This is a genomic window from Devosia sp. YIM 151766 (genome assembly GCF_030285925.1).
Classification (GTDB): Bacteria; Pseudomonadota; Alphaproteobacteria; order Rhizobiales; family Devosiaceae; genus Devosia.
This window is the reverse complement of the sequence record NZ_CP127251.1, coordinates 2,158,172-2,179,617: the sequence shown is the minus strand read 5'-3', so window position 1 is coordinate 2,179,617 and position 21,446 is coordinate 2,158,172. Positions and strand designations below refer to the sequence as shown.

24 protein-coding genes are annotated in these 21,446 nt (G+C 62.4%); 9 read left to right on the top strand and 15 right to left on the bottom strand.

What is annotated here, in order from left to right:
- Entirely contained in the window at positions 1-753 is a 753-nt protein-coding gene (locus tag O9Z70_RS10715) for a transporter substrate-binding domain-containing protein (RefSeq protein ID WP_286018810.1), read from the bottom strand.
- A 66-nt stretch (positions 754-819) separates the two neighbouring features.
- On the bottom strand, positions 820-1,617 hold the full coding sequence (locus tag O9Z70_RS10710; RefSeq protein ID WP_286018809.1) for an ABC transporter ATP-binding protein: 798 nt from the start codon (positions 1,615-1,617) through the stop codon (positions 820-822).
- A 147-nt stretch (positions 1,618-1,764) separates the two neighbouring features.
- On the opposite strand from O9Z70_RS10710, the gene O9Z70_RS10705 reads away from it, so the two are divergent.
- Positions 1,765-2,553, top strand: a complete 789-nt coding sequence (locus O9Z70_RS10705; RefSeq protein WP_286018808.1) for a YdcF family protein — start codon at positions 1,765-1,767, stop codon at positions 2,551-2,553.
- Between the two features lie 52 nt (positions 2,554-2,605).
- On the opposite strand, the gene O9Z70_RS10700 is transcribed toward O9Z70_RS10705, so the two are convergent.
- Together O9Z70_RS10700 and O9Z70_RS10695 are read right to left on the bottom strand one after the other, a co-directional pair.
- Complete coding sequence (locus O9Z70_RS10700) at positions 2,606-2,770, bottom strand: DUF1328 domain-containing protein (RefSeq protein WP_046142315.1); 165 nt, start codon at positions 2,768-2,770, stop codon at positions 2,606-2,608.
- Between the two features lie 98 nt (positions 2,771-2,868).
- On the bottom strand, positions 2,869-3,663 hold the full coding sequence (locus O9Z70_RS10695; RefSeq protein WP_286018807.1) for a response regulator: 795 nt from the start codon (positions 3,661-3,663) through the stop codon (positions 2,869-2,871).
- Between the two features lie 173 nt (positions 3,664-3,836).
- Between O9Z70_RS10695 and O9Z70_RS10690 the strand changes: the two genes are divergently transcribed.
- Positions 3,837-4,040: a NepR family anti-sigma factor gene (locus tag O9Z70_RS10690; protein WP_286018806.1), complete on the top strand. Its 204-nt coding sequence runs from the start codon at positions 3,837-3,839 to the stop codon at positions 4,038-4,040.
- Between the two features lie 4 nt (positions 4,041-4,044).
- Entirely contained in the window at positions 4,045-4,599 is a 555-nt protein-coding gene (locus O9Z70_RS10685; protein WP_286018805.1) for an RNA polymerase sigma factor, read from the top strand.
- Here the strand turns inward: O9Z70_RS10685 and O9Z70_RS10680 are convergent.
- Positions 4,587-5,069 carry a response regulator gene (locus tag O9Z70_RS10680; protein ID WP_286018804.1) on the bottom strand — a complete coding sequence of 161 codons (483 nt, stop codon included), beginning with the start codon at positions 5,067-5,069 and terminating at the stop codon, positions 4,587-4,589. The two genes, O9Z70_RS10685 and O9Z70_RS10680, sit on opposite strands and share 13 nt — an antisense overlap.
- Positions 5,070-5,203: 134 nt before the next feature.
- Here O9Z70_RS10680 and O9Z70_RS10675 point away from each other — a divergent pair, with 134 nt between their 5' ends.
- Positions 5,204-6,118 (top strand): diacylglycerol/lipid kinase family protein, encoded by a 915-nt coding sequence (locus O9Z70_RS10675; RefSeq protein ID WP_286018803.1) that lies wholly within the window; start codon positions 5,204-5,206, stop codon positions 6,116-6,118.
- Between the two features lie 8 nt (positions 6,119-6,126).
- Here O9Z70_RS10675 and O9Z70_RS10670 read toward each other — a convergent pair whose 3' ends face one another.
- The 7 genes from O9Z70_RS10670 to O9Z70_RS10640 all read right to left on the bottom strand — a co-directional run bounded on the left by O9Z70_RS10670 (position 6,127) and on the right by O9Z70_RS10640 (position 11,622).
- A complete protein-coding gene (locus tag O9Z70_RS10670; protein ID WP_286018802.1) occupies positions 6,127-6,558 on the bottom strand; it encodes a hypothetical protein in 432 nt (143 codons plus the stop codon).
- A gap of 2 nt (positions 6,559-6,560) precedes the next feature.
- Entirely contained in the window at positions 6,561-6,935 is a 375-nt protein-coding gene (locus O9Z70_RS10665) for an ElaB/YgaM/YqjD family protein (protein ID WP_286018801.1), read from the bottom strand.
- 188 nt (positions 6,936-7,123) lie between these two features.
- Positions 7,124-7,282 carry a DUF3309 family protein gene (locus O9Z70_RS10660; protein WP_286018800.1) on the bottom strand — a complete coding sequence of 53 codons (159 nt, stop codon included), beginning with the start codon at positions 7,280-7,282 and terminating at the stop codon, positions 7,124-7,126.
- 47 nt (positions 7,283-7,329) lie between these two features.
- Positions 7,330-7,497 (bottom strand): hypothetical protein, encoded by a 168-nt coding sequence (locus O9Z70_RS10655; protein ID WP_286018799.1) that lies wholly within the window; start codon positions 7,495-7,497, stop codon positions 7,330-7,332.
- A 93-nt stretch (positions 7,498-7,590) separates the two neighbouring features.
- Positions 7,591-9,177, bottom strand: coding sequence for an FGGY-family carbohydrate kinase (locus O9Z70_RS10650; protein ID WP_286018798.1), 1,587 nt, complete (start codon positions 9,175-9,177; stop codon positions 7,591-7,593).
- 55 nt (positions 9,178-9,232) lie between these two features.
- Positions 9,233-10,708: a mannitol dehydrogenase family protein gene (locus O9Z70_RS10645; RefSeq protein ID WP_286018797.1), complete on the bottom strand. Its 1,476-nt coding sequence runs from the start codon at positions 10,706-10,708 to the stop codon at positions 9,233-9,235.
- A gap of 233 nt (positions 10,709-10,941) precedes the next feature.
- Complete coding sequence (locus tag O9Z70_RS10640) at positions 10,942-11,622, bottom strand: FadR/GntR family transcriptional regulator (protein WP_502870124.1); 681 nt, start codon at positions 11,620-11,622, stop codon at positions 10,942-10,944.
- A gap of 499 nt (positions 11,623-12,121) precedes the next feature.
- Here O9Z70_RS10640 and chvE point away from each other — a divergent pair, with 499 nt between their 5' ends.
- The 4 genes from chvE to O9Z70_RS10620 all read left to right on the top strand — a co-directional run bounded on the left by chvE (position 12,122) and on the right by O9Z70_RS10620 (position 17,209).
- The gene (chvE, locus tag O9Z70_RS10635; RefSeq protein ID WP_286021994.1) at positions 12,122-13,177 is read left to right on the top strand and encodes a multiple monosaccharide ABC transporter substrate-binding protein; all 1,056 of its coding nucleotides are present in this window, start codon (positions 12,122-12,124) and stop codon (positions 13,175-13,177) included.
- Between the two features lie 456 nt (positions 13,178-13,633).
- A complete protein-coding gene (mmsA, locus tag O9Z70_RS10630) occupies positions 13,634-15,166 on the top strand; it encodes a multiple monosaccharide ABC transporter ATP-binding protein (protein ID WP_286018796.1) in 1,533 nt (510 codons plus the stop codon).
- Positions 15,163-16,440, top strand: a complete 1,278-nt coding sequence (gene mmsB, locus O9Z70_RS10625; protein WP_286018795.1) for a multiple monosaccharide ABC transporter permease — start codon at positions 15,163-15,165, stop codon at positions 16,438-16,440. The genes mmsA and mmsB overlap by 4 nt, the downstream gene beginning before the upstream one ends.
- 91 nt (positions 16,441-16,531) lie before the next feature.
- The gene (locus O9Z70_RS10620; protein WP_286018794.1) at positions 16,532-17,209 is read left to right on the top strand and encodes a class I SAM-dependent methyltransferase; all 678 of its coding nucleotides are present in this window, start codon (positions 16,532-16,534) and stop codon (positions 17,207-17,209) included.
- Here the strand turns inward: O9Z70_RS10620 and O9Z70_RS10615 are convergent.
- The 3 genes from O9Z70_RS10615 to O9Z70_RS10605 all read right to left on the bottom strand — a co-directional run bounded on the left by O9Z70_RS10615 (position 17,197) and on the right by O9Z70_RS10605 (position 19,673).
- Complete coding sequence (locus tag O9Z70_RS10615; RefSeq protein WP_286018793.1) at positions 17,197-17,610, bottom strand: VOC family protein; 414 nt, start codon at positions 17,608-17,610, stop codon at positions 17,197-17,199. The two genes, O9Z70_RS10620 and O9Z70_RS10615, sit on opposite strands and share 13 nt — an antisense overlap.
- Before the next feature lie 76 nt (positions 17,611-17,686).
- Positions 17,687-18,520 (bottom strand): 3-mercaptopyruvate sulfurtransferase, encoded by an 834-nt coding sequence (gene sseA / locus O9Z70_RS10610; RefSeq protein ID WP_286018792.1) that lies wholly within the window; start codon positions 18,518-18,520, stop codon positions 17,687-17,689.
- Positions 18,521-18,653: 133 nt separating this feature from the next.
- Positions 18,654-19,673 (bottom strand): substrate-binding domain-containing protein, encoded by a 1,020-nt coding sequence (locus O9Z70_RS10605; protein ID WP_286018791.1) that lies wholly within the window; start codon positions 19,671-19,673, stop codon positions 18,654-18,656.
- A gap of 496 nt (positions 19,674-20,169) precedes the next feature.
- Here O9Z70_RS10605 and O9Z70_RS10600 point away from each other — a divergent pair, with 496 nt between their 5' ends.
- A complete protein-coding gene (locus O9Z70_RS10600; protein ID WP_286018790.1) occupies positions 20,170-21,438 on the top strand; it encodes an ABC transporter substrate-binding protein in 1,269 nt (422 codons plus the stop codon).
- Positions 21,439-21,446: the final 8 nt, after the last annotated feature.

The following is a 21,446-nucleotide window of genomic DNA, read 5'->3' as shown; positions in this document are numbered from 1 at the left end:
TTATTCGGTGAAGAACGGCCCCATGCCGTCGAACCACTGGGCGATCAGGGCATCGACAGTGCCGTCGGCCTTGAGCATATCCAGGGCCGCATCGATCTGAGCCTTAAGCTCGGCTTCGTTCTTGCGCATGCCGGCAGCGACGCCGTCGCCGATCAGCACGTCTTCGCCATAATATTCAATGGCGCCGTTGGAGGCGTTGACCACCGGGTCCAGGTAAGCGCCGTCGGCCAGGATGGTGTCGATATTGCCGGCCATCAGGTCAGCCATGTTCTGGTCAGCGGTGGAGAAACTGACGATAGTGTTGCCCTCAGCCAGATTGGCTTCGGCATAGCCGGCCTGCATGGTGCCGCTCTGAACGCCGATACGGGCGCCGGACAGTGCCGAAAAGTCGAGATCGGAGCCGGGCGCGGCCACGAACCTGGACGGATCGGGCGGGAAATAATTCTGCGAGAAGTCGATGGTGGCGAGGCGTTCGTCGGTGATCGACATGCCGGCCATGATCAGATCGTAATTGCCGGCGAGCAAGTTGGGAATGATCGAATCCCAGTCGTTGAGAATCCACTCGCAGGTAAGACCCGCAGTCTCGCAGATGGCGTTGCCGAGGTCGATTTCGAAGCCCGCCGGCTCACCATTGTCATTGAGGAAGTTCCACGGCGCATAGGCGCCTTCGGTGGCGATGCGCAATGTTTCCTGAGCGAAAGCGGGGGCGCCAAGTGCCAGGACGGCGGTGGCCGCCAGCAGCATTTTCTTCATGATTGTTCTCCGTTCTGTGGTTTTTGTCGTTGTGCGCCCGGTTTTCCGGGTCGGTTCCCAATGCAATCAAGCATGGCTGGCGGCATTGAGGAATTGCTTGAGGCGAGCCGATCTGGTAGCGCCGAAGACTTCGGCCGGCGTTCCTTCCTCCTCGATCAATCCCTGATGCAGGAAAATCACGCGGTCGGAAACAGAGCGGGCGAACTCCATGTCATGGGTGACCAGCACCATGGTCCGTCCCTCATCGGCAAGGAGCTTGATGACGCGCAGGACTTCGACCTCCAGTTCGGGATCGAGCGCCGAGGTCGGCTCGTCGAACAGCATGACGCGCGGATTGATGCAGAGGGCGCGGGCAATGGCGGCGCGCTGCTGCTGGCCGCCGGACAATTGGGCCGGATAGGCGTCGACCTTGGCGCCGATCCCCACCTTGTCGAGCATGGCGCGCGCCTCTTCCTCGACCTCGGAGCGCTGGCGTCTCTGGACGATCAGCGGCGCTTCCATGACATTTTCCAGAATGGTCATATGCGCCCAGAGATTGAAGGACTGGAACACCATGCCCAGTTCCGAGCGGATGCGCCGGATCTGGCCCTCGTCGCCGATCTGGCGTCGTGCGCCCTCACCATTGAGGGCAATGGCCTCGCCGTCGATCAGCACCTCGCCCCGATCGGGAATTTCGAGCATGTTGATGCAACGCAGCAAGGTCGATTTACCCGAACCGGATGAGCCGATAAGCGAAACGACCTGCCCTTCATGTGCGACGAAGGAAATGCCCTTAAGGACTTCGAGTGCGCCAAAAGATTTATGCAGATCGCGCAGTTCAACAACTGGCAATGCCCCCGCAACGGCGGGTTCAGCTTGCTTCATGCTCACCCTGAGCCCGAAACGGGCGCCTTCCTGATTGGCGACTGCCTTATGAACCTGGCAATCTTGACCATCTGGTAGAAAACCAGATGCCAGTGAGATAGCAAGCAAAAAAGCAGTTTATCCCTGATCGGTTGGAGATGTTGGCTAATGTTTTTCGTGGCGTCGAAAGCGTTCTGGCTATTAGCGCAGCCGATCAGCCTGGTATTGCTGCTGGTGCTGGCGGGATTGACGCTGCTGATTTGGCGTCGGCGCAAGAGCGCCATCGTGGCGCTCAGTCTTGCGGCACTCATCCACGGGCTGCTCGGCTTTACCAGCCTGGGTTATCTGCTGATCCAGCCGCTTGAGGACCGGTTCAGCGTTCCGGCCCCGCCGCCGGCGGAGGTGGGCGCTATCGTCATGCTGGGTGGGGCGACCATGGGGCGTCCCAGCACCGCGCGGCAGATTGCCGAGCTCAATCAGGCCGGCGACCGGCTGACGACTACGCTCTGGCTGGCGCGGCGCTATCCGGAGGCGCGCATCGTGCTGAGCGGGGGAAGCAGCCTGTTCGACGAAACGGAGAGCGAAGCCGAGACCATGCGCCGGTTTCTCGTCGGCCTGGGTGTCGCCGAAGCGCGCATCGTTCTCGAAGCCGAATCCAGAAATACGGCGGAGAATGCGGCCTTTACCGGTGAAGCGCTCGGCAATATCGAGGGAGAGGTCGTTCTGGTGACTTCGGCATTCCATATGCCGCGCTCGGTGGGCCTTTATCGGGCCGACGACATTGCGGTGGTGCCTTGGCCGACCGATTACCGCAGCAGCGGCATAGAGGAATTCGGGCTCGACCTAGCCAATCCCAACCAGAATGTGGAGACGGCAACAATCGCCATCAGGGAGTGGATCGGCCTGGTCGCCTATCGCGCCACCGGGCGGATCGGGGAATGGTTTCCTGGCCCTTGAATGCAAAAAAGCGGCGCTTCGAAGCGCCGCTTTTTTGTCTTGGTTGCAGAAATCAGGTCCTGCGGAACAAGCCGATCACCAGCGAAATCACCAGGAAGGCCAGGAACAGGAAGAACAGGATTTGCGCGATGCCAGCCGAGGCACCGGCAATGCCGCCGAAACCCAGAACGCCGGCGATCAGGGCGATCACCAGAAATACGAGAGCGTAATACAGCATGGGAAGCTCCATGATTTAGTCCTGCCGGATAAACGATGGGCGAAGACAAGAGTTCCCGCACTGAACAATGCGGCACTGCCTTTATGTTGTTGACCGGATCACGCCGCGGCGCGCGATCCGTCCTCGAAGAACAGGGCCTGGCTGATCAATGCTTTCACCATTTCCGGGTTGAACGGCTTGGTGACCAGGAAGGTCGGCTCGGGGCGTTCACCGGTCAGCAACCGCTCGGGGAAGGCAGTGATGAAAATCACCGGCACCGAATGGGTGTTGAGAATGTCGTTGACCGCATCGATGCCGGAGCTGCCGTCGGCCAGTTGGATATCCGCGAGGATCATGCGCGGGCGGGTCTGATCGAACAGCGCCACGGCTTCCTTGTGGGTGCGGGCGATGCTGACCACCTTGTGCCCCAGGCTCTCCACCATCTGCTCGATGTCCATGGCAATGAGCGGTTCGTCCTCGATAATCATGATTTCGGTAGCCACCTGGCGCGAAATCTCGTTGGAGGCGGCGTCCAGGAGCGAGGCGAATTCCTCGTCCGGCACGGAGAGGATTTCGGCAGCCTGATCGTGGGTGAAGCCCTCCACCGCCACCAGCAGGAATGCCTGGCGGGGCCGCGGCGCCAGATTGGCGAGATTGGCGGCGGCGCGCTGCTCCCAAACGAAGCTGGAAGCCGGCTCGGGCACCGAAACCGCCGACGACGAGAACAGCGCCGAGAACAGCTTATACAGGGCGATGCGGTCGCTAGAGGCTTCGGGGAACAGAGAAATGTCGGCGATCAGGGTTTCGAGCGTGGCTGCCACATAGGCGTCGCCCGAGGTCTGCGACCCGGTGACCGCCCGGGAAAAACGACGCAGATAGGGCAGGTGCGGTGCAATCCGCGTGGACAAAGACATAGACGCGATCTCCCAGATGACGCTTGTGATGTGATCTCACAGCAGCCTGAAACGGCTCGGCAAGAGAAAAGTTCCTCAAAGGGATGGAACTTTTTTGCCTGCGGGACATTCTTAGGCTCCAGGGATGGCAAAAAGACTGATCGGTCGAATTAAGTATGACAAAGGATATATGGGTGACCCAGCGACGTGCGCGAACGCAGCCGGGGCAGGCTGATGACGGCCTTGGGCCGAATTCGGACATCGGATCGCGCCTGCGGGCGCTTTATGGGGCAGTACAGGAAGAAGGCGTTCCTGATCAATTGCTCGACCTGCTCGAAAGATTGGACAATGCCGAAAAGGCGCAGCAGGCCGGGACTAACAAACGGAACGGGGAGTAACGGCATGAGTGCCGAAGGAACCTCGTTCAAACGCGAGATGCTCGCCACGCTGCCCAGTCTGCGCGCCTTTGCCGTGTCCTTGACCGGCAAGCACGACAAGGCCGACGATCTGGTGCAGGATACGGTGATGAAGGCCTGGGCCAAGCAGACCAGCTTTCAGATGGGCACCAATATCAAGGCCTGGCTATTCACGATCCTGCGTAACGAATTCTACAGCCAGATGCGCAAGCGCGGCCGGGAAGTGCAGGACAGCGACGGTATTTTCACCGAACGCCTCTCCGTGCATCCATCGCAATATGGCGCCATGGACCTTGAGGATTTCAAGAAGGCTCTGGCGCAATTGCCTGATGACCAGCGCGAGGCGATCATCCTGATCGGCGCCTCCGGTTTTTCCTATGAGGAAGCGGCGGCGATCTGCGATTGCGCCATCGGCACGATGAAAAGCCGGGTCAGCCGGGCACGGTCGCGCCTGACTGAATTGCTGCAGATCAGCGGCGAAGCCGATTATGGTCCGGATGCGGTTTCCTCGCAGGTGACCTCGGGCAATCACTCGTTCTGATCGCCGGGGCCATGCAGCAGATGCAGCACGGCCACCGCCAGAGCATCGTCGGGTACGGGCTTGACCAATATCGCCATGCCGGAAAATTCCGGCATGGCGCTCTGCAATTGGCTGTCGGCGGTCAGGCCCAATACCGGGACACTCGATCCGAGCGCCTCCCGGACCAGGTGCAACTGATCGGGTCGCCGGGAATCCATCTCCAGGATGGCCAGAACCACGTCGTCCCATGATGTGCGGCGGCGGTGGAATTCCTGCGGACTGGTCATCATCACGACCGGGCCCGCTCCAAGATTTTGCAGTATTGCCCGCATGTTGAGGGCGATGATAATTTCGGTCTCGACGATAAGAACGGTTCGTCCCGCCAACAGGTCATGGCGGCGCAGGAGGAACGAATGCTGGTTGACCATCTGTTGAGCCTCGGCCGCCGGGGTGGCGCCGGAACGCGCCGCCTGTCTCCCTCGCTTCTGCATCAGGGCGTGCTCCTGGTCGACCTAGGAGTGAAACGGATTGAAATTCGACTGAAGCACTAACCTGTCGCCGATAGGCTAGTCTGCTCATCTGGCCGAGCTCGGGCGACCCATGGCAGCCGCGTTGGAGATTTAGAATGCGTTTCAGAGCCATTCTGAACCGGGACGGCGGGACGCTCCGTACCATGGATCTTGCTGATTTTTGTCGGCGGGCAGAAGAGGTGTTTTCGCGGCAAGGCCATGACCTGGAATGCCGCGTGATCGGCGGCGACGAAGTGGAGGCGGCTTTGGCCGAGGCCACCGGCGACGCCGCAGTGGATGTCATGCTGGCGGGTGGCGGCGACGGCACGATATCGGCAGCGGCGGCAGCGGCCTATGCCAGTGGCAAGCCGCTCGCCGTGCTGCCGGCCGGCACGATGAACCTTTTTGCCCGGGCGCTCGATATGCCCATGGATCTGGATTTGGCGCTGGCCGCCATTGCCCGCGGCCGGATCGACCATATCGACATCGCCACCGCCAATGGACGTCCGTTCGTGCATCAGTTTGGCGTGGGCATCCATGCAAGACTGGTCCGCATCCGCAATGGCATGGTGTATCGAGATCGCGTCGGCAAGATGATGGCGAGCCTGCGGGCGATTGTCGCAACCGCCGTCAATCCTCCGCGCTTTCTGGTTGAATTGATTGGCCCGGATGGCGCGAGAACCCAGACGGTTTCGGGCGTCGCCATATCCAACAACCCCTTGGACGATGGTCCGATCCCGGTGGCGGCGCGGCTCGATAGCGGGCTATTGGGCGTCTATGTCGCCGCCGGCACGACGGGCCGGGACCTGCTTGCGCTGGCGCTTGACGTGTTTACCGGCAGATGGCGGGACAATGCGCTGGTCAGCGAAGCGGAGGTGCCAGAACTGGTGCTTCGCTTCCCCAAGCGCAGGCGCGGCAATCACGCTGTTATCGATGGCGAATTGATCGCGCTTGACGCCAGCGTGACACTCAAGATGCATCCGCGGGCCATGCCGGTGGTCCGGCCCGGCGAGATTGCCGGGACGGAATAGGCAATCATCTAGCTCTTGTCGGAACGATCGCGCAGAAGCGCGAAGGCGACGACGGCCGCGGCCGGCAAGCCGAAACGAATTATTGCCGGCGAGCGCAGGAGCATAGGCAGAGCGGTGAGGGCTGCCGTGGTGACGAAGGCGCCGGATTCGCTGGCGCGACGTTGTTCCGCCACTTCCTGCCGGTGCCGGCCCCGGCCGATCAGGGTGCCAGCATAGATGGCCAGGGTCAGAAGCAAGAACGCGCCGCTCAGGATAAGAGCGGCAATGATCGGGCTGAAAAGGTCTGCCAGAGCCAGATAGGCGGCGAGGACGAGAAAAATGGCAGCGGCCAGCAGGAAAAGCGCCATCAATCCATAAAGGATGGCGGCGGCCCGAGCCCGGGCCGCAACGCTTTTCAATTCCAGCCCGAACAGCGCCGTCAAAGGCCCGAGCAAGCCCATGGTCAATGCCGGGTAAGTAGGGCGAGAACGAAGCCGACGCCGAGAGCGGTTGCCACCGCCGTCAGCGGCTTCTCGCGAATGGTATCCTTGAGCTGCTTTTCAACCGCTTCGGCCTGATCCTGGGCTTCGTCCAGCATATGCTGGCCCTTGCGCTTGAGCTCGCGCAATTCGGTGGCGGCGACCGAGCGGGCCTCGTCCACCTTGTCGCCGGTGAGCTTGCCGAGAGTTTCGGTGATGGATTTGAGGTCGTCCTGCAATTGAGCAACCTGGGCCTCCAGGTCACGCTCCTTGCCCTGCGGATCGGTATTGCGTTGCGGCGTGGTATTTTTGCTGGCGCCGCCCTTGCGGCCCGGGGCCATGTCACTCGTAGTTGCCATAAGACGCTCCTATTTTTAAATCGTAGAGAAAACGCATCGGCTCAATTGCCGGTTCCAATGCCCGCCCGAAAGCCGTCCCAACAAGCTCTCGCTCGTCGGGACGAAGGTTGCGCATGGATCGGGGGCGATTATCCATGGGCTATGGGTGCGTTTCCGAAAGACCGGAACGTGCCCGTTTTGCCGGTGGCCTACAGGCGTCCCATCAACACCAGGATCAGCACCACGATGAGCACGACGCCCAGGATGCCTGAGGGGAAATAGCCGAAACCGCGCGAATATCCCCAGGTCGGCAAGGCGCCGATAAGCAAGAGGATGAGGATGATGAGAAGAATTGTGCCAAGCGTCATATGGCCCTCCTGAATTTGGTGCGAATTCCGATATTGCGGAGCGACCCTTAAAGCAGCGCAACGAGCAGCACGGCGGTGGCCAGCAGGATCAGCGAAGCCGGGAGCAGCGCGATGAAGACGTCCGCATAGCGCGGCTGATGATCGAAGCTGTCGGAATTCCACACGGCGGTGGTGCGACCCGCATCTTCAAGCGTTCTGATCTGAAACTGGTTCATTTCGGTCTCCTGCGACGGCCAGTGGCTGCGTGACAGAAGAACGGAAGATGGGAATATTGGTTCCCTGCCGGCCATCGATGCGCCCGGGCGCGCTTATTCAAGCGCGTCGATTGCCTGGCGCTGTTTCAGCATTTCGAGGAAAATCCGGTAATCGCGGTCGAATTGCGGGCGCATCGCCGGATTGGGATGCCGTTGCGTGCTGCTCCGATGCATGGCGAGGCAGGCGCGGTCGAGGCTGGGATAGAGGCCGGCGGCATTGGCGGCCACCATGGCCATGCCGAGCAAGGTGGCGTCCGGCGTATTGGGCTCGATGACGATGCAGCCGGTCGCGTCAGCGTAAAGCTCCATCAGCAACGGATTTTTCGTATGGCCACCAATGACATGCAGGTATTCGACGGGGGAGCGGTCTCCGCTCATGGTTTCCAGGATATGGCGGATACCCAAGGCGATGCCGACACAGCTGCGCCAATAGAGGCGGCAGAGGCTGTCGAAATCGCTGTCGAGCGTCAGGCCGGAAATCACGCCGAGGGCATTTGGATCGCCCAATGGCGAACGGTTGCCGTGGAAATCGGGCAGGACATGCAGGCGGCTGGCAAAGGCAGGGCCAGCCTCGGCGCGCAGTTCCATGACGCGGTCGCAGATGGCTTGGTGCAGTTGAGCGCTGGGCTCGCCGCCGGCGCCGTGCCAGCGCAGGATGTGGTCGAGCAGGGCGCCGGACGCGGATTGGCCGCCCTCCAACTGCCAATATCCGTCCAGGATAGTGCCCAGATGCGGCCCCCAAATGCCTTTCACGGCAAGGCTTTGCCGCGACATGGACATGACGCAACTGGAGGTGCCGGCGATGAGGGCGCTGTGCCGGTCCATTTCCTCGGGACGGGCGGTGAGGGGACCCAATTCTGCCAATGTCCCGGCATAGGCATCGATCAATCCGGCGCCGACGCGGCACCTGGTGGTGAGGCCCAGTTGTTCGGCGGCAATCGGGGTCAGGGGGCCGAGATCGGCGCCTATCGGGGAGGCTTTTTCGGGCAGGGATGCCTTGGCGACCAGGTCCTCGAGGCCGACCTGTGTCAGAAAATCTTCTTTCCACCCAATGGCTTGGTGCGCCGCATAGGTCCATTTGGTGGCCAGAGTGCATTGGGATCGGGCGAGGGAGCCGGTGGCTTTCCAGGAGAGGAAGTCGGCGAGGTCGAACATCATCCCGGCGCGCTGCCAGCTTTGCGGCAGGTGGCGCTTGAGCCACATCAGCTTGGGCACTTCCATTTCCGGCGACATGACGCCGCCGATATAATCGAGCACTTCATGACCGGTGCGGGTGCATTGCTCGGCCTCGTCCAGCGCCCGATGGTCGAGCCAAACTATTGTATCCCAACGATCTTCTCCGTTGCGGGAGACGGTCACGGGCTCGCCGTCACCATCGCGGACGACGAGGGAGCAGGTGGCGTCGAAGGCGATGCCGGCAATGGCGGCGGGATCGGCCCCGGCGGCCGCCATGGCGCCGCGGACGGCGGCACAGACGGCGGACCAGATCTGGCTGCTGTCATGCTCGGCGAAATTGGCGTCTTCGCGCCGCATCAGGATCGGATTTTCGTGGCGCCCCAATAGTTTACCGTCGCGTGTGAAAATACCGGCCCGGGCGCTGCCCGTTCCTACATCCACGCCGACCAGGAAGTCTTGCGACACGCCCGCCCTCTCTTTTTGCTTCGGGCCGGACCATAACCGAAGCGATGGGAGCGGACTAGAGACGGTCGGCCAGATAGGCTTCGAGTGTCGCTGCCGTTCCTTCTTTCCACAGGAAATTCAATGACTTGGTAAAGGAAGATGCGAAGGATGGCGCTTGGGCGAGGTCGCCATAGATGTCGCTCATATCGAGCCAGGCGGCGGGTTTTTCTCGGGCTTTTCTTGCCTGGGCGGTGAGGCGGTCCCAGTTCGGATCATTGGGTCCGATGATGGCACCGCTCTCGGTGGTGCCGAAACAATAGCGGCACCATAAGGCTGACACCAAGGCCAATCCGGTTAACGCATTGTTAGCATTAGCGCGGTCCAAAGCACTGGGAATGATGAATTTGGGCTGACGATTGGACCCATCAAGGGCGAGGCGGCGGACAGTGTCGCCGATCTTGGGATTGGCGAAGCGTTTTTCGCACAGCGCGAAATATTCATACAGGTCGGTGCCGGGCACCGGCGGCACGATGGGGATGATCTCCTCGGTCTCGACCTTCCTGAGGAAAGCGGAGACGAGGGGATGTTCCATCGCCTCGTGCACGAAGTGGATGTCGAGCAGCCCGGCCGGATAGGCAATGGTGGCGTGGCCGCCATTGAGGATACGAATCTTCATGTGCTCATAGGGCGCGACATCGCCGACGAACTGCACGCCCACCGTCTCCAAGGCGGGGCGGCCGGCGGGGAAATTATCCTCCAGCACCCATTGGTTGAAGCTTTCGCAGAAGACGGGCCAGGAATCCTCGATGCCGAAAGTGTCGGCCAGCAGGTCGATCTCGCGCGCGGAGGTGGCGGGGGTGATGCGGTCGACCATGCCATTGGGAAAGGCGATGGAGGATTTTATCCAATCGGCCAGGGCCGGGTCGATGAGGGCAGCAAGGCCGGCGACGGCGTTGCGCGTGACCTGGCCATTGCCGGGGATATTGTCGCAGGACATGATCGTGAACGGCGCGATGCCGGCGGCGCGGCGTTGCACCAGGCCGGCGAGGATGAGGCCGAACGCGGTTTTCGGCGCATGGAAGTGAGCGGCGTCGTAGGCGATGTCGGGATGTGCCGGGTCGAATTTCTGCGAGGCCGGGTCGATATAATAGCCGCCCTCGGTGATGGTGAGGGACACGATGCGGATGGCGGGATCGGTGAGCGCGGCGATCACGGCCCGGCTGTCGCCGGGTTCGAGATAATCGACCATGGCGCCGGTGATGCGCGCCGTGGTGGAACCGGCTTCCTGCTCGACCACGCTGGTCAGCCAATCCTGCCGGCCCAGGGCCTCGCGCATGGCGGCGTCGGATGGCCGGACGCCGGCGCCGATAATGGCCCAATCATGATCCGCGCCGGTATTGAACAGCGCATCGAGATAGACGGCCTGGTGGGCGCGATGGAAGTTGCCGACGCCGAAATGGACTATGCCGGGCTTGAGGTCCTGGCGGGCATAGGTGGGCGTGGCGGCGCCGGCGATCGAGGGCAGGGCGGCGAGAGAGAGTTTGGCGGTCATGGGTCTGTGCTCGGTGCCTGGGACTGCGTCTTCTTCTCCCATGAGGGCGGGGCGGGCAAGAGCCGATGCGTTCGATCGTTTCACGCTCGAACTGAAATGATCGGCAAGACCTCATGGTGAGCTTGCCGAACCACGAGGTCGCGGACACCGAGTTACCCGACCTCGTCCTTCGACAGGCTCAGGATGAGGGTCTACTTCAACATGCCCCCGTATCAAATGGAGCGTGCGCCGCGCTAGCGCGCGCTTCGGCGGGTGGAGGGCGGTGTGCCCATATCGCTCAACGCATTGCTGATATCGCGTTCGGTATTCCTGAGATGGAGGCGCATGGCCTCGGCGGCGGCGCGGGCATTGCCGGCGCGGATGGCGTCGAGGATGCGCTGGTGGGCGTCGATGGTGTCGCGCAGGGTATGGCCGCGATTGGCATGGCCCTGGCGGCTGATCTGGATGCCGCTGCGCAAGGGGCCGGCCATGGCCTCGAACAGATAGCCCAGAATGCGGTTGCCGCTGGCCAGGGCGACGGCTTCATGAAAGCCGACGTCGAAATTGTGGAAGCGTTCCTCGGCGTCGGCATCGTCGGCCGCCTCGGCGTCGCGCATGCCCTGAAGGGCGCTTTCGATGGCGGCGATGCCGGCGCGGTTGGCGCGCTTGGCGGCGAGGGTGGCCGATTGCACTTCCAGCGACAGCCGCACTTCGACCAGGTCGAACAGGCCCTTGGAATCGTTGTGCAGCACCGAGACCAGAAAATCGGCAAAGGCAGCGCCGTCGGGCTCGCGCACCATGGCCCGGCGGCAGCGCGCCAGATCGACCAGGCCGCGCCCGGCCAGGAGCTTGACCGCCTCGCGCACCGTCAGGCGGCTGACGGCATAGCGCTCGGCCAGTTCCGCTTCGCTGGGCAGGCTGGCGCCGGGCGCCATCCGGGTCAGGATTATGTCCGCCAGATCATCGGCGACCGCATTGGCGGCGCTGGGCTGGTCGGGGCGATTGTCGCCGGTCTGAATAGTCGGCCTCCTAAAAGGTATCTGATACCTTTGCGTCTATACCGGCCCTTAGCCAGCGAGATACGGGGATGTTCTTTCCCTTTTCCGGCACCATAGCGTCGGCGAAACGCCGCTGCAACCGGGCTCAATCTATTATTCTAGCATCGAAAAAAATGAATAGGACGCGAGATGATGCTTTACAGACCTATCTGATTATCTTAGCGTCTGAGGCATGGACTGGGGGGTGTTTTACGGCTGAAAGCCGTTCGTACCGGAGAATTTCAAGCAGTTCGGGCCAGTGAAGCAACGCCTGGCGCCGGCCGATTGCGGTGCCGCCAAGGCCGCAACTGCCTGACTGATCCGGGCCCCTCGCGACCAGAAGAAAATCATCTCGAATATCAAAGGGAGTCGAGACGTGAAATTGTTTAAATCAATCATGACGGTGCTGACCGCCGGCGCGCTGGTGACCACTGCCGCGTCCGCCGTGCTGGCCCAGGACAAGGGCGCCATTGGCATCGCCATGCCGACCCAGTCGTCGCTGCGCTGGATTTCGGACGGCAATGAGCTGAAGTCCGCGCTGGAAGGCATGGGCTATTCGGTCGACCTGCAATATGCGGAAGACGATATTCCGAACCAGCTCGCCCAAATCGAAAACATGGTGACCAAGGGCGTGGACGCGCTGGTGATCGCCTCGATCGACGGCACCACCCTCAGCGCCGTGTTGCAGCAGGCCGCCGACCAGGACGTGAAGGTCGTGGCCTATGACCGCCTGATCCGCGACAGCGGCAATGTCGATTATTACACCACTTTCGACAATTTCCAGGTGGGCGTGCTGCAGGCCACCAGCCTGGTGAAGGGGCTCGAAGAGCGCTTCCCCAATGACAAGCCGTGGAATGTCGAGCTGTTCGGCGGTTCGCCCGACGACAACAATGCCTTCTTCTTCTATGACGGCGCCATGGCCGTATTGCAGCCGCTGATCGATTCCGGCGACGTGATCATCAAGTCCGGCCAGCAGGGCATGGACGTGGTCGGTACGCTGCGCTGGGACGGTGCGGTGGCCCAGGCCCGCATGGACAATATCCTGTCCGCCAATTATTCGGACGGCTCGGTGGTCCATGGCGTGCTGGCGCCCTATGACGGGCTTTCCCGCGGCATCATCTCGTCGCTGCGCGGCGTGGGCTATGGCTCGGGCGACCTCGCCTGGCCGATCGTGACCGGCCAGGACGCCGAAGTGCCTTCGGTCAAGGCGATCATCGCCGGCGAGCAGTATTCGACCGTGTTCAAGGATACCCGCGAACTGGCCCAGTATACCGCACAGCTGCTCGACACCGTGCTGTCGGGCGAAGAGCCGGGCGGCCTCGACACCACCACCTATGACAATGGCGTCAAGGTCGTGCCCTCGATCCTGCTGACCCCGTATGAAGTGGATGCCACCAATTACGAGGAACGCGTGATCGCCTCGGGCTATATCCAGGCGGAAGAGCTGGAGTAAGCTGCCGGCAAACGGGAGGGCTTCGTCGGAGGCGAGGCCTTTCGGGGACGTGAATCCGGGGCGCAGAAACAAGAGTTCCTGCGCCCCCTCCCTAATTGAGGGGGTGTTTACATCGGCGGCTTGCTTCGGCGCAGCACCCCGTCCCCCGGCCCTCGCCTCAAGGGGGAGGGGACTAAGGGCCTCACGTCCCGAGGCAGCTTGACTCGAAGTGCCCGATGTAAACACTTTCCAAATTGAGGGGAGGGAGGCGATGGAGCCGATCTTCATGCGGCGGACGAAAAATGCGCTCCCCCATTCCCCGCGCAAGCGGGTCCTGTGGAGAACCCATGAGGCCTCATGGTGAGCCTGTCGAACCAGGAGGACGTGCGCCGGGATCTCGTGCCCCGACCTCGTGCTTCGCCCGTCGACAAGCTCAGGAGGTTGAGGATGAGGTCTATTGAGCGATAGGTCCTATATATGACCAATACCATTTTGGAGATGCGCGGCATCACCAAGACCTTTCCCGGCGTCAAGGCGCTGCAGAACGTCAATCTGGATGTGCGGGAAGGCGAAATCCACGCCATTGTCGGCGAGAACGGGGCGGGGAAGTCCACCCTGATGAAGGTGCTGAGCGGGGTCTATCCGCACGGCTCCTATGACGGACAGATCATCTACAAAGGCGAGGAACAGTCCTTCCGCTCCATTCGCGACAGCGAGGACAAGGGCATCGTCATCATCCATCAGGAGCTGGCGCTGGTGCCGCTGCTGTCGATCGCCGAAAACATCTTCCTGGGCAATGAGCAGGCCAGGAACGGGGTGATCGACTGGGACGAGACCCGTGACGGCGCGCGCAAGCTGCTGGCCATGGTGGGGCTCAACGAGGACCCGGACACGCTGGTGACCAATATCGGGGTGGGCAAGCAGCAATTGGTGGAGATCGCCAAGGCGCTTTCCAAGCATGTGCAATTGCTCATCCTGGACGAGCCGACCGCGTCGCTGTCGGAAAAGGACAGCCAGGCGCTGCTCGATCTGCTGCTGGAATTCAAGCAGCAGGGCATTACCTCGATCCTGATTTCCCACAAGCTCAACGAAGTGTCCCGCGTTTCGGACCGCATCACCGTCATTCGCGACGGGCGCACCATCGAGACCATGGACAAGCAGGATATTTCCGAGGACCGGATCATCACCTCGATGGTGGGGCGGGCGCTGGAAGACCGTTATCCGCCCCATACGCCCAATGTGGGCGAGGTGGTTCTGGAGGTGAAGAACTGGAGCGTCTATCACCCGCAGCACCGCGAGCGGCAGGTGATCAAGAATATCGACATGGTCCTGCGCAAGGGCGAAGTGGTGGGGATTGCCGGGCTAATGGGGTCGGGGCGCACCGAATTCGCCATGAGCCTGTTCGGGCGCTCCTATGGGCAGAAGATTACCGGCGAGGTGTTCATGCATGGCAAGAAGGTGGACATGTCCAGCGTGGGCAAGGCGGTGGCGCGGGGCCTCGCCTATGCCACCGAGGACCGCAAGACCTTCGGGCTCAACCTCATCGACCACATCAAGCACAATACCACTTTGTCCAATCTCAAGGGCGTGTCGCGCTTCGGGGTGATCGACGATCTGGCCGAGCTGGATGTCGCCAACGATTACCGGAAAAAGACCAATATCCGCTCCTCCAGCGTCTATCAGGTGACGGGCAATCTTTCCGGCGGCAATCAGCAGAAAGTGGTGCTGAGCAAATGGCTCTACGCCAATCCCGACGTGCTCATTCTCGACGAGCCGACGCGCGGCATCGATGTGGGCGCGAAATATGAAATCTACACGATCATCAACCAGCTCGCGGCGCAGGGCAAAGCGATCCTGATGATCTCCTCGGAAATGCCGGAACTGCTCGGCATCACCGACCGCCTCTATGTAATGAACGAAGGCCGCATCGTGGGCGAGATGCCCACCAGCGAGGCGAGCCAGGAAAAGATCATGCGCTCCATCGTGCGCGCTGAAGGAAAGGCATCATGACGACCGAAACCGTACCGACCGGAATCCCGGCCGAACAGGCCCAGAGCCACGAGCTGTCCCTGATCGGCGCCTTGCGGGCCAATATGCGCGATTACGGCCTGTTGCTGGCGCTCATCCTCATCATGCTGTTCTTCCAGTATTTCACCAATGGCGTGCTGTTCAAGCCGGTGAACCTGACCAATATCATCCTGCAGAACTCCTATATCATCGTCATGGCCCTGGGCATGCTGCTGGTGATCGTGGCCGGGCATATCGATTTGTCGGTGGGCTCGGTTTCCGGGTTTATCGGGGCGCTGGCGGCGATGCTGATGGTGGGCTGGCGGTTTCCGCCGGAGCTGGCTTTTCTCGCCCATCCCATCGTCGCCGGGGCAATCTGCCTGGTGGCCGGCGCGGTCGTCGGGGCGGCGCAGGGCTATATCATCGCCTATCATCGCGTCCCCGCCTTTATCGTGACGCTGGCCGGCATGCTGATCTTCAAGGGCCTGTCGCTGGCGATCCTGGCCGGCAAGTCGGTCGGCCCGTTCCCGGCCGAATTCCAGATGCTGTCGGCGGGCTTCATTCCCGATTTCATCGGGCCGACGACCATGCCCTGGCTGGCCGAGAACGGCCAGAACGTGGTGCTGCACACCACCACCATGGTCATCGCCATCCTGGCCATAGTGGCGACGGTCTTCTTCTCGATCCGCACCCGGGCCAGGCGCAAGGCGCGCGGCTATGACGTCGAGCCGTTCAGCCTGTTCGTGGTCAAGAATCTGGTCATTGCCGGGCTGGTGCTGTTCTTCGCCTATATGCTGGCCTCCTATCGCGGGCTGCCCAATGTGCTGGTGGTGATGGGGGTGCTGATCGCGGGCTTCGTGTTCCTGACCAAGCGCATGACCTTCGGCCGCCGCATCTATGCGCTGGGCGGCAATCTCAAGGCGGCGGCTTTGTCGGGCATCAAGACCGAGCGGACCACGTTCTACATCTTCGCCATCATGGGGGCGCTGGCGGCCCTGGCCGGCATGATCTATGCGGCGCGCCTCAATTCGGCGACGCCGAAGGCGGGGCAGGGGCTGGAGCTCGACGTGATCGCGGCGGTGTTCATCGGCGGCGCCTCGGCGCTGGGCGGCGTCGGCCAGGTCGCCGGCGCGGTGATCGGCGCCTTCATCATGGGCGTGATGAATAACGGCATGTCGATCATGGGCGTCAATATCGACTGGCAGCAGATGATCAAGGGCGTGGTGCTGCTCGCCGCCGTGTTCTTCGACCTTTACAACAAGAACAAGTCGGCCTGATCTTCAGGGGCTGACGGAGATGAAGCCGCCGGGCACATTCGGCGGCTTTTTTCGTCGGGGAAATGGCTGACGAACAAAAGGATGCAGCGATATGGGTGGCAGTCTCTTCGATGCGCAGGCCGCAGCCGGCTATGCGCAAAGACCGCAGCGGCAGGTGCCGGGATTTGAGAGCCTGCATCGCATGGTGTCGATGCTGCTGGCCGAACGAGTGTCGGCGGATGGGCGGCTCCTGGTTTTGGGGGCCGGCGGCGGACTGGAATTGAAGGCGCTGGCCGAGGCGCATGCGGGCTGGACGTTCGATGGCGTCGATCCATCACCCGACATGCTGGCGCTGGCGCGGCAGGTATTGGGGCCGCTGGTGACGCGGGTGGCCCTGCATGAAGGCTATGTGGAGGCGGCGCCGGAGGGGCCGTTCGATGGGGCGGTGAGCCTGCTCACCTTTCATTTTATCGGGCGCGAGCAGCGCCTGGAGACATTGCGCGCCCTGCGGCGGCGCTTGCGGCCCGGTGCGCCGCTGGTGCTGGCGCATATCAGTTTTCCGCAGGACGAACCGGAGCGGTCGCGCTGGATCGCCCGCCATTCCGGCTATGCCGATGGCGTGACGGCGAGCGGGGCGCAATTGGACAATGCGTTACAGGCCATGAGCACCAAGCTGACCATTCTGGCGCCGGCGGAAGAGGAGGCGCTGCTGGAGGCGGCCGGCTTTGGCGATGTCAGCCTGTTTTACGCGGCCCTGAGCTTTCGCGGCTGGGTGGCCTATTCGCGATAATTAGGGACATCGCCCTGCCAGCAGGCTTCGATATTATTGCCGTCCGGGTCGAGCACGAAGGCGCCGTAATAATCGCCGGCGCCCTGACGCGGGCCGGGCGGGCCATTGTCGGTGCCGCCATTGGCCAGGGCGGCCTGGTGGAAGGCGTCGACCATGGCTTTGTTCCTGGCCTGAAAAGCCACATGCATCTGGTTGAGGCCGGCCCGCGAGCCCTCTACCCAATAGGAGGGGCGGGTGACGCCGATCCACAGATAGGGGATTCGCTCTTCGGCGCTTTTGCCGAAGAGGAAGGCCTCCTCGCCATTGTCGGCCGTTTGCAATTCGAGCGCGGCGGCGATGGCGTCGTAGAAGCGGCGGGCCTTGGCGAGATCGGTGACGACGATGCCGGTATGATCGAGCATGGCAATCCTTCCTTGGGCATTTTGCTTGTCGCGTTTCCGAACCGCAAAACCGAGGCCGCTTTTGCTGGAAAACGTTCTAGCTTTCTATTTCGGCGTCGGGCCTCGAGCCCCATTCGGCCCATGACCCGTCATAGACGGTAACGTCGCCGGCGCCGGCCTGTTCCAGCGCCAGGGCCAGGGTGACGGCGGTGATGCCGGAGCCGCAGGAGGTGATGATCGGGCTGTCGAGGTCGAGGCCGCGTTCGGCAAAAAGCGCCCGGAGGGTTTCGGTATCCTTGAGCGCGCCGTTCTCGGTGAGCAGCCCGACCGGCACGTTGAAGCTGCCGGGAATATGGCCGGACTTGAGGCCAGGGCGCGGTTCGGGAACTTCGGCATGAAAGCGCGGGGCGGGGCGAGCGTCGACGATCTGAGCGGCGCGATCCTTCGAGCGGGCATTGACGATGTCGAAATCGGCGACGGCAAGGGGATCGAGGCGCGGCTGGAAGATGGTGGGATGACGCTCGACCAGTCCGGCTTCGACATGGCGGCGCTCGGCGCGCCATTGGGGACCGCCGCCTTCGAGCATGAAGACATTCGGGGCGCCGAAAGTGCGGAAGGTCCACCAGGCGCGCGGGGCGCTGAACAATCCCACTTCGTCATAGACGACAATATTCATGTCCTCGCTAATGCCGAGCGCGCCGACGGCGCGGGCGAAATCGGCGGGCGCGGGCAGCATATGCGGCAGGCTGGACGCGGTGTCGGCAATGCCGTCGATGTCGAAGAACACGGCGCCGGGAATATGGCCGGCCAGATATTCGGCCTGGGCGTTGCGGGACGCATTGGGCAGGTGCCAGCTGGCATCGACCACGACGAGGCCGGGATCGGACAAATGCTGGGCCAGCCAGGCGGTGGTGACGAAAGGCGAAGTCATGAACGTACTCCGAGGCCGCCAGGGCGGCATAGGCCCTGCCGCAGGCAAAGCGCCGCTCCAGCACGATGCCCGAGCGCCCAATGCGGCATGGCGAGAAGCATAGCACAGGCGCGGGGCGAGCGCAGCGAATGGGTCAGGGATTTCGCAAAGGCGCCGAGCTTTCCCGCAGCACCAGCTCGACCGGCCAGATTTCGTGCACGTCTTCCACATGCTTGCCGGCCAGGACCTGGGCGATCAATTCGGCGATGCGGGTGCCGGCCTGGCGGATGGAGGAACGGGTGGTCGACATGGTCGGATACATGTTGTCGGCATTGAGATAGGGGAAGACGTCGTCGTGGGCGATCATGGAGATGTCGCGGCCCAGTTCCAGCCCGGCCTGGCGGATGGCGCGGAAAATACCCAGGGCCGTCATCATCGAGCCGGCGAGGAATGCCGTGGGGCGGGGCCGGCGCTCGAGCATGAACTGGGCGAGGCGGAAGGCGGTCTCGTCGGTGAAGACGGAATTGACCATAAGGGCGGGATCGAACGGAATGCCGCGCGCCGAGAGGGCGGCGAGATAGCCCAGTTCCCGATGCTCGGAAAAGGTGCGGCCCTTGAGGCCGTTGAACAGTGCAACGCGCTGATGGCCGAGATCGAGCAGATGGCCGGTGGCGCGTTCGAGGGCGCCGGTATTGTCGATGTCGAGCCAGGCGACGGGGTGACCGATATCGGTGCGGCCATGCAGCACGAAGGGTATCTTGAGATCGAGCAGGAGTTCGGCGCGCTCGTCGCGGAGGGTGGGCGAATGGAGCACCACGGCATCCACCTTCTGGCTGGCGGCCAGGCGGCGATAGGCCGCCAATTCCTCCTGCTGGCTGGCGACGGTGGAGACGAGAACGTCGATTTCGCGATGGGCCATGGAGGCGCCGAGCCCGGAGAGGAATTCGGACATATGCGGGCCGAGTTCGTCCGCGCCGCGCAGGACCAGGCCGATAGCGCCGGCGCGGCCGGTGGCGAGACGCAGCGCACTGGCATTGGGGCGGTAGCCGAGCGCGGTGGCGGCCGCTGCCACCCGGCGGCGGGTGGCCTCGTTGACTTCCGGATAATTGTTGAGCGCGCGGCTGACCGTGGTGGGGGACAGGCCGAGATGCTCAGCGAGGTCTTTCAGTCTCATAGCGGTTTTCGGCCCGGATGGTTCGACGGTCCGGCCCCCTGTGCCGGCAGCTTGCCTGGCGTCGAACCGGTCGGGTCTTGCCTTTAGGGCAGGCGCATTCCCATGAACAGGGCCTATCGCCATTCTCCTCCGGCGAGCATTCAAAGCGATTTCAAATTCCGTGGCAAGAGGGGGAAATCGTCGGAAATGTTTTGAGGTGCGTACATCATCGCCGCGCGGCACGAAATTAACCATTTCAGGAGCTGTTTTGTCATAACTTATTGTTTTTGTTTCTAAATTTTCGGATCGAATGGAAAGTTCCTAAAATTCTCCCGGCGAGCCGCTTGACAGCAAATAGGCTCTCTGGTTCCTTTCTGTCCAAAGCGCTTTAAAACCGCATGGCAAAGACCGGGCGGTGGGGTGCTTTTGACGGGGGAGGAGAATTGGCCGGGCGCGGAGGCGCCGGACGGATTCGACACGCTTCTCCCGTGACCTGTTTCTTTCGGGAGGATTTCCAATGAAGATGAACAAGCTGCTCGTCGGTCTTTTGACGAGCGTGACGCTGGTGGCGGGTGCGGCGCAGGCCGCCGAGCTCTCGATCGTGTCCGGCGATACCGGCACGGGCCTCGAATTCCTGCGCGGCCAGCTCGACAAGTTCGAAGCCGATACCGGTCACTCGGTCACCATCGTGCCGATGCCCTCGTCCACCACCGACCAGTTCGGCCAGTACAAGCTGTGGCTGGCGGCCGGCAATACCGATATCGACGTCTATCAGACCGACGTGATCTGGGCCCCGCAGTTGGCGGACCAGTTCCTCGATCTGAGCGAAGCCGCCGCCGGTGTGCTTGACGAGCACTTCCCCTCGATCATCGAGTCGCAGACCGTGAACGGCAAGCTGGTGGCGATGCCGGCCTTCACCGACGCCCCGGCGCTGTTCTACCGCACCGACCTGCTGGAAAAGCATGGCAAGTCGGTGCCGGCCACCTGGGCGGAAATGACCGAGACCGCCAAGGAAATCATGGATGCCGAACGTGCCGAGGGCAATTCGGAAATGTGGGGCTTCGTGTTCCAGGGCAATGCCTATGAAGGCCTGACCTGCAATGCGCTGGAATGGGTCAAGTCCTATGGCGGCGGCCAGATCATCGAGGCCGATGGCACCATCTCGATCAATAACGAGCACGCCGCCGCCGCGATCGATCTTGCCGCAAGCTGGATCGGCACCATCTCGCCCGAAGGCAATCTGGGCTATATGGAAGAGGAAAGCCGTGGCGTATGGCAGCTCGGCAATGCCGTGTTCCACCGCAACTGGCCCTATGCCTATTCGCTGGGCAATGGCGAGGATTCTCCGATCGCCGGCAAGTTCGACGTGGCGCCGCTGCCCGCCGGCGATGGCCCCGATGCCCGCTCCGCCGCCACGCTGGGCGGCTGGAACGTCGCCGTTTCCAAGTACTCGCCCGACCCGGATGCCGCCATCGAACTGGCGCTCTATCTGAGCTCGGCCGAAGTGCAGAAGGAACGGGCGCTGATGCAGTCCAACCTGCCCACGATCGAGGCGCTGTACGACGATGCCGACATCGCCGCCGGCCAGCCGATCATCCCGGCGTGGAAGGAAATCTTCCAGAATGCGGTTCCGCGTCCGTCCGCGCCGACCCAGGCCAACTACAACGAGGTCTCCTCGCTGTTCTGGAGCGCCGTGCATGACACGCTTTCGGGCAATGGCTCGGCAGCCGAGAATCTCGAAGTTCTCGAAGCCGACCTGACCGATCTCAAGGGCGATTCCTGGTAAGTCCTCCC

Coding starts and splice junctions, on each gene's coding strand:
- O9Z70_RS10715 (WP_286018810.1), bottom strand. CDS start 753: ATGAAGAAAATGCTGCTGGCGGCCACCGCCGTCCTGGCACTTGGCGCC.
- O9Z70_RS10710 (WP_286018809.1), bottom strand. CDS start 1,617: ATGAAGCAAGCTGAACCCGCCGTTGCGGGGGCATTGCCAGTTGTTGAA.
- O9Z70_RS10705 (WP_286018808.1), top strand. CDS start 1,765: ATGTTTTTCGTGGCGTCGAAAGCGTTCTGGCTATTAGCGCAGCCGATC.
- O9Z70_RS10700 (WP_046142315.1), bottom strand. CDS start 2,770: ATGCTGTATTACGCTCTCGTATTTCTGGTGATCGCCCTGATCGCCGGC.
- O9Z70_RS10695 (WP_286018807.1), bottom strand. CDS start 3,663: ATGTCTTTGTCCACGCGGATTGCACCGCACCTGCCCTATCTGCGTCGT.
- O9Z70_RS10685 (WP_286018805.1), top strand. CDS start 4,045: ATGAGTGCCGAAGGAACCTCGTTCAAACGCGAGATGCTCGCCACGCTG.
- O9Z70_RS10680 (WP_286018804.1), bottom strand. CDS start 5,069: ATGCAGAAGCGAGGGAGACAGGCGGCGCGTTCCGGCGCCACCCCGGCG.
- O9Z70_RS10675 (WP_286018803.1), top strand. CDS start 5,204: ATGCGTTTCAGAGCCATTCTGAACCGGGACGGCGGGACGCTCCGTACC.
- O9Z70_RS10670 (WP_286018802.1), bottom strand. CDS start 6,558: ATGGGCTTGCTCGGGCCTTTGACGGCGCTGTTCGGGCTGGAATTGAAA.
- O9Z70_RS10665 (WP_286018801.1), bottom strand. CDS start 6,935: ATGGCAACTACGAGTGACATGGCCCCGGGCCGCAAGGGCGGCGCCAGC.
- O9Z70_RS10660 (WP_286018800.1), bottom strand. CDS start 7,282: ATGACGCTTGGCACAATTCTTCTCATCATCCTCATCCTCTTGCTTATC.
- O9Z70_RS10655 (WP_286018799.1), bottom strand. CDS start 7,497: ATGAACCAGTTTCAGATCAGAACGCTTGAAGATGCGGGTCGCACCACC.
- O9Z70_RS10645 (WP_286018797.1), bottom strand. CDS start 10,708: ATGACCGCCAAACTCTCTCTCGCCGCCCTGCCCTCGATCGCCGGCGCC.
- O9Z70_RS10640 (WP_502870124.1), bottom strand. CDS start 11,622: ATGGCGCCCGGCGCCAGCCTGCCCAGCGAAGCGGAACTGGCCGAGCGC.
- chvE (WP_286021994.1), top strand. CDS start 12,122: ATGACGGTGCTGACCGCCGGCGCGCTGGTGACCACTGCCGCGTCCGCC.
- mmsA (WP_286018796.1), top strand. CDS start 13,634: ATGACCAATACCATTTTGGAGATGCGCGGCATCACCAAGACCTTTCCC.
- mmsB (WP_286018795.1), top strand. CDS start 15,163: ATGACGACCGAAACCGTACCGACCGGAATCCCGGCCGAACAGGCCCAG.
- O9Z70_RS10620 (WP_286018794.1), top strand. CDS start 16,532: ATGGGTGGCAGTCTCTTCGATGCGCAGGCCGCAGCCGGCTATGCGCAA.
- O9Z70_RS10615 (WP_286018793.1), bottom strand. CDS start 17,610: ATGCTCGATCATACCGGCATCGTCGTCACCGATCTCGCCAAGGCCCGC.
- sseA (WP_286018792.1), bottom strand. CDS start 18,520: ATGACTTCGCCTTTCGTCACCACCGCCTGGCTGGCCCAGCATTTGTCC.
- O9Z70_RS10605 (WP_286018791.1), bottom strand. CDS start 19,673: ATGAGACTGAAAGACCTCGCTGAGCATCTCGGCCTGTCCCCCACCACG.
- O9Z70_RS10600 (WP_286018790.1), top strand. CDS start 20,170: ATGAAGATGAACAAGCTGCTCGTCGGTCTTTTGACGAGCGTGACGCTG.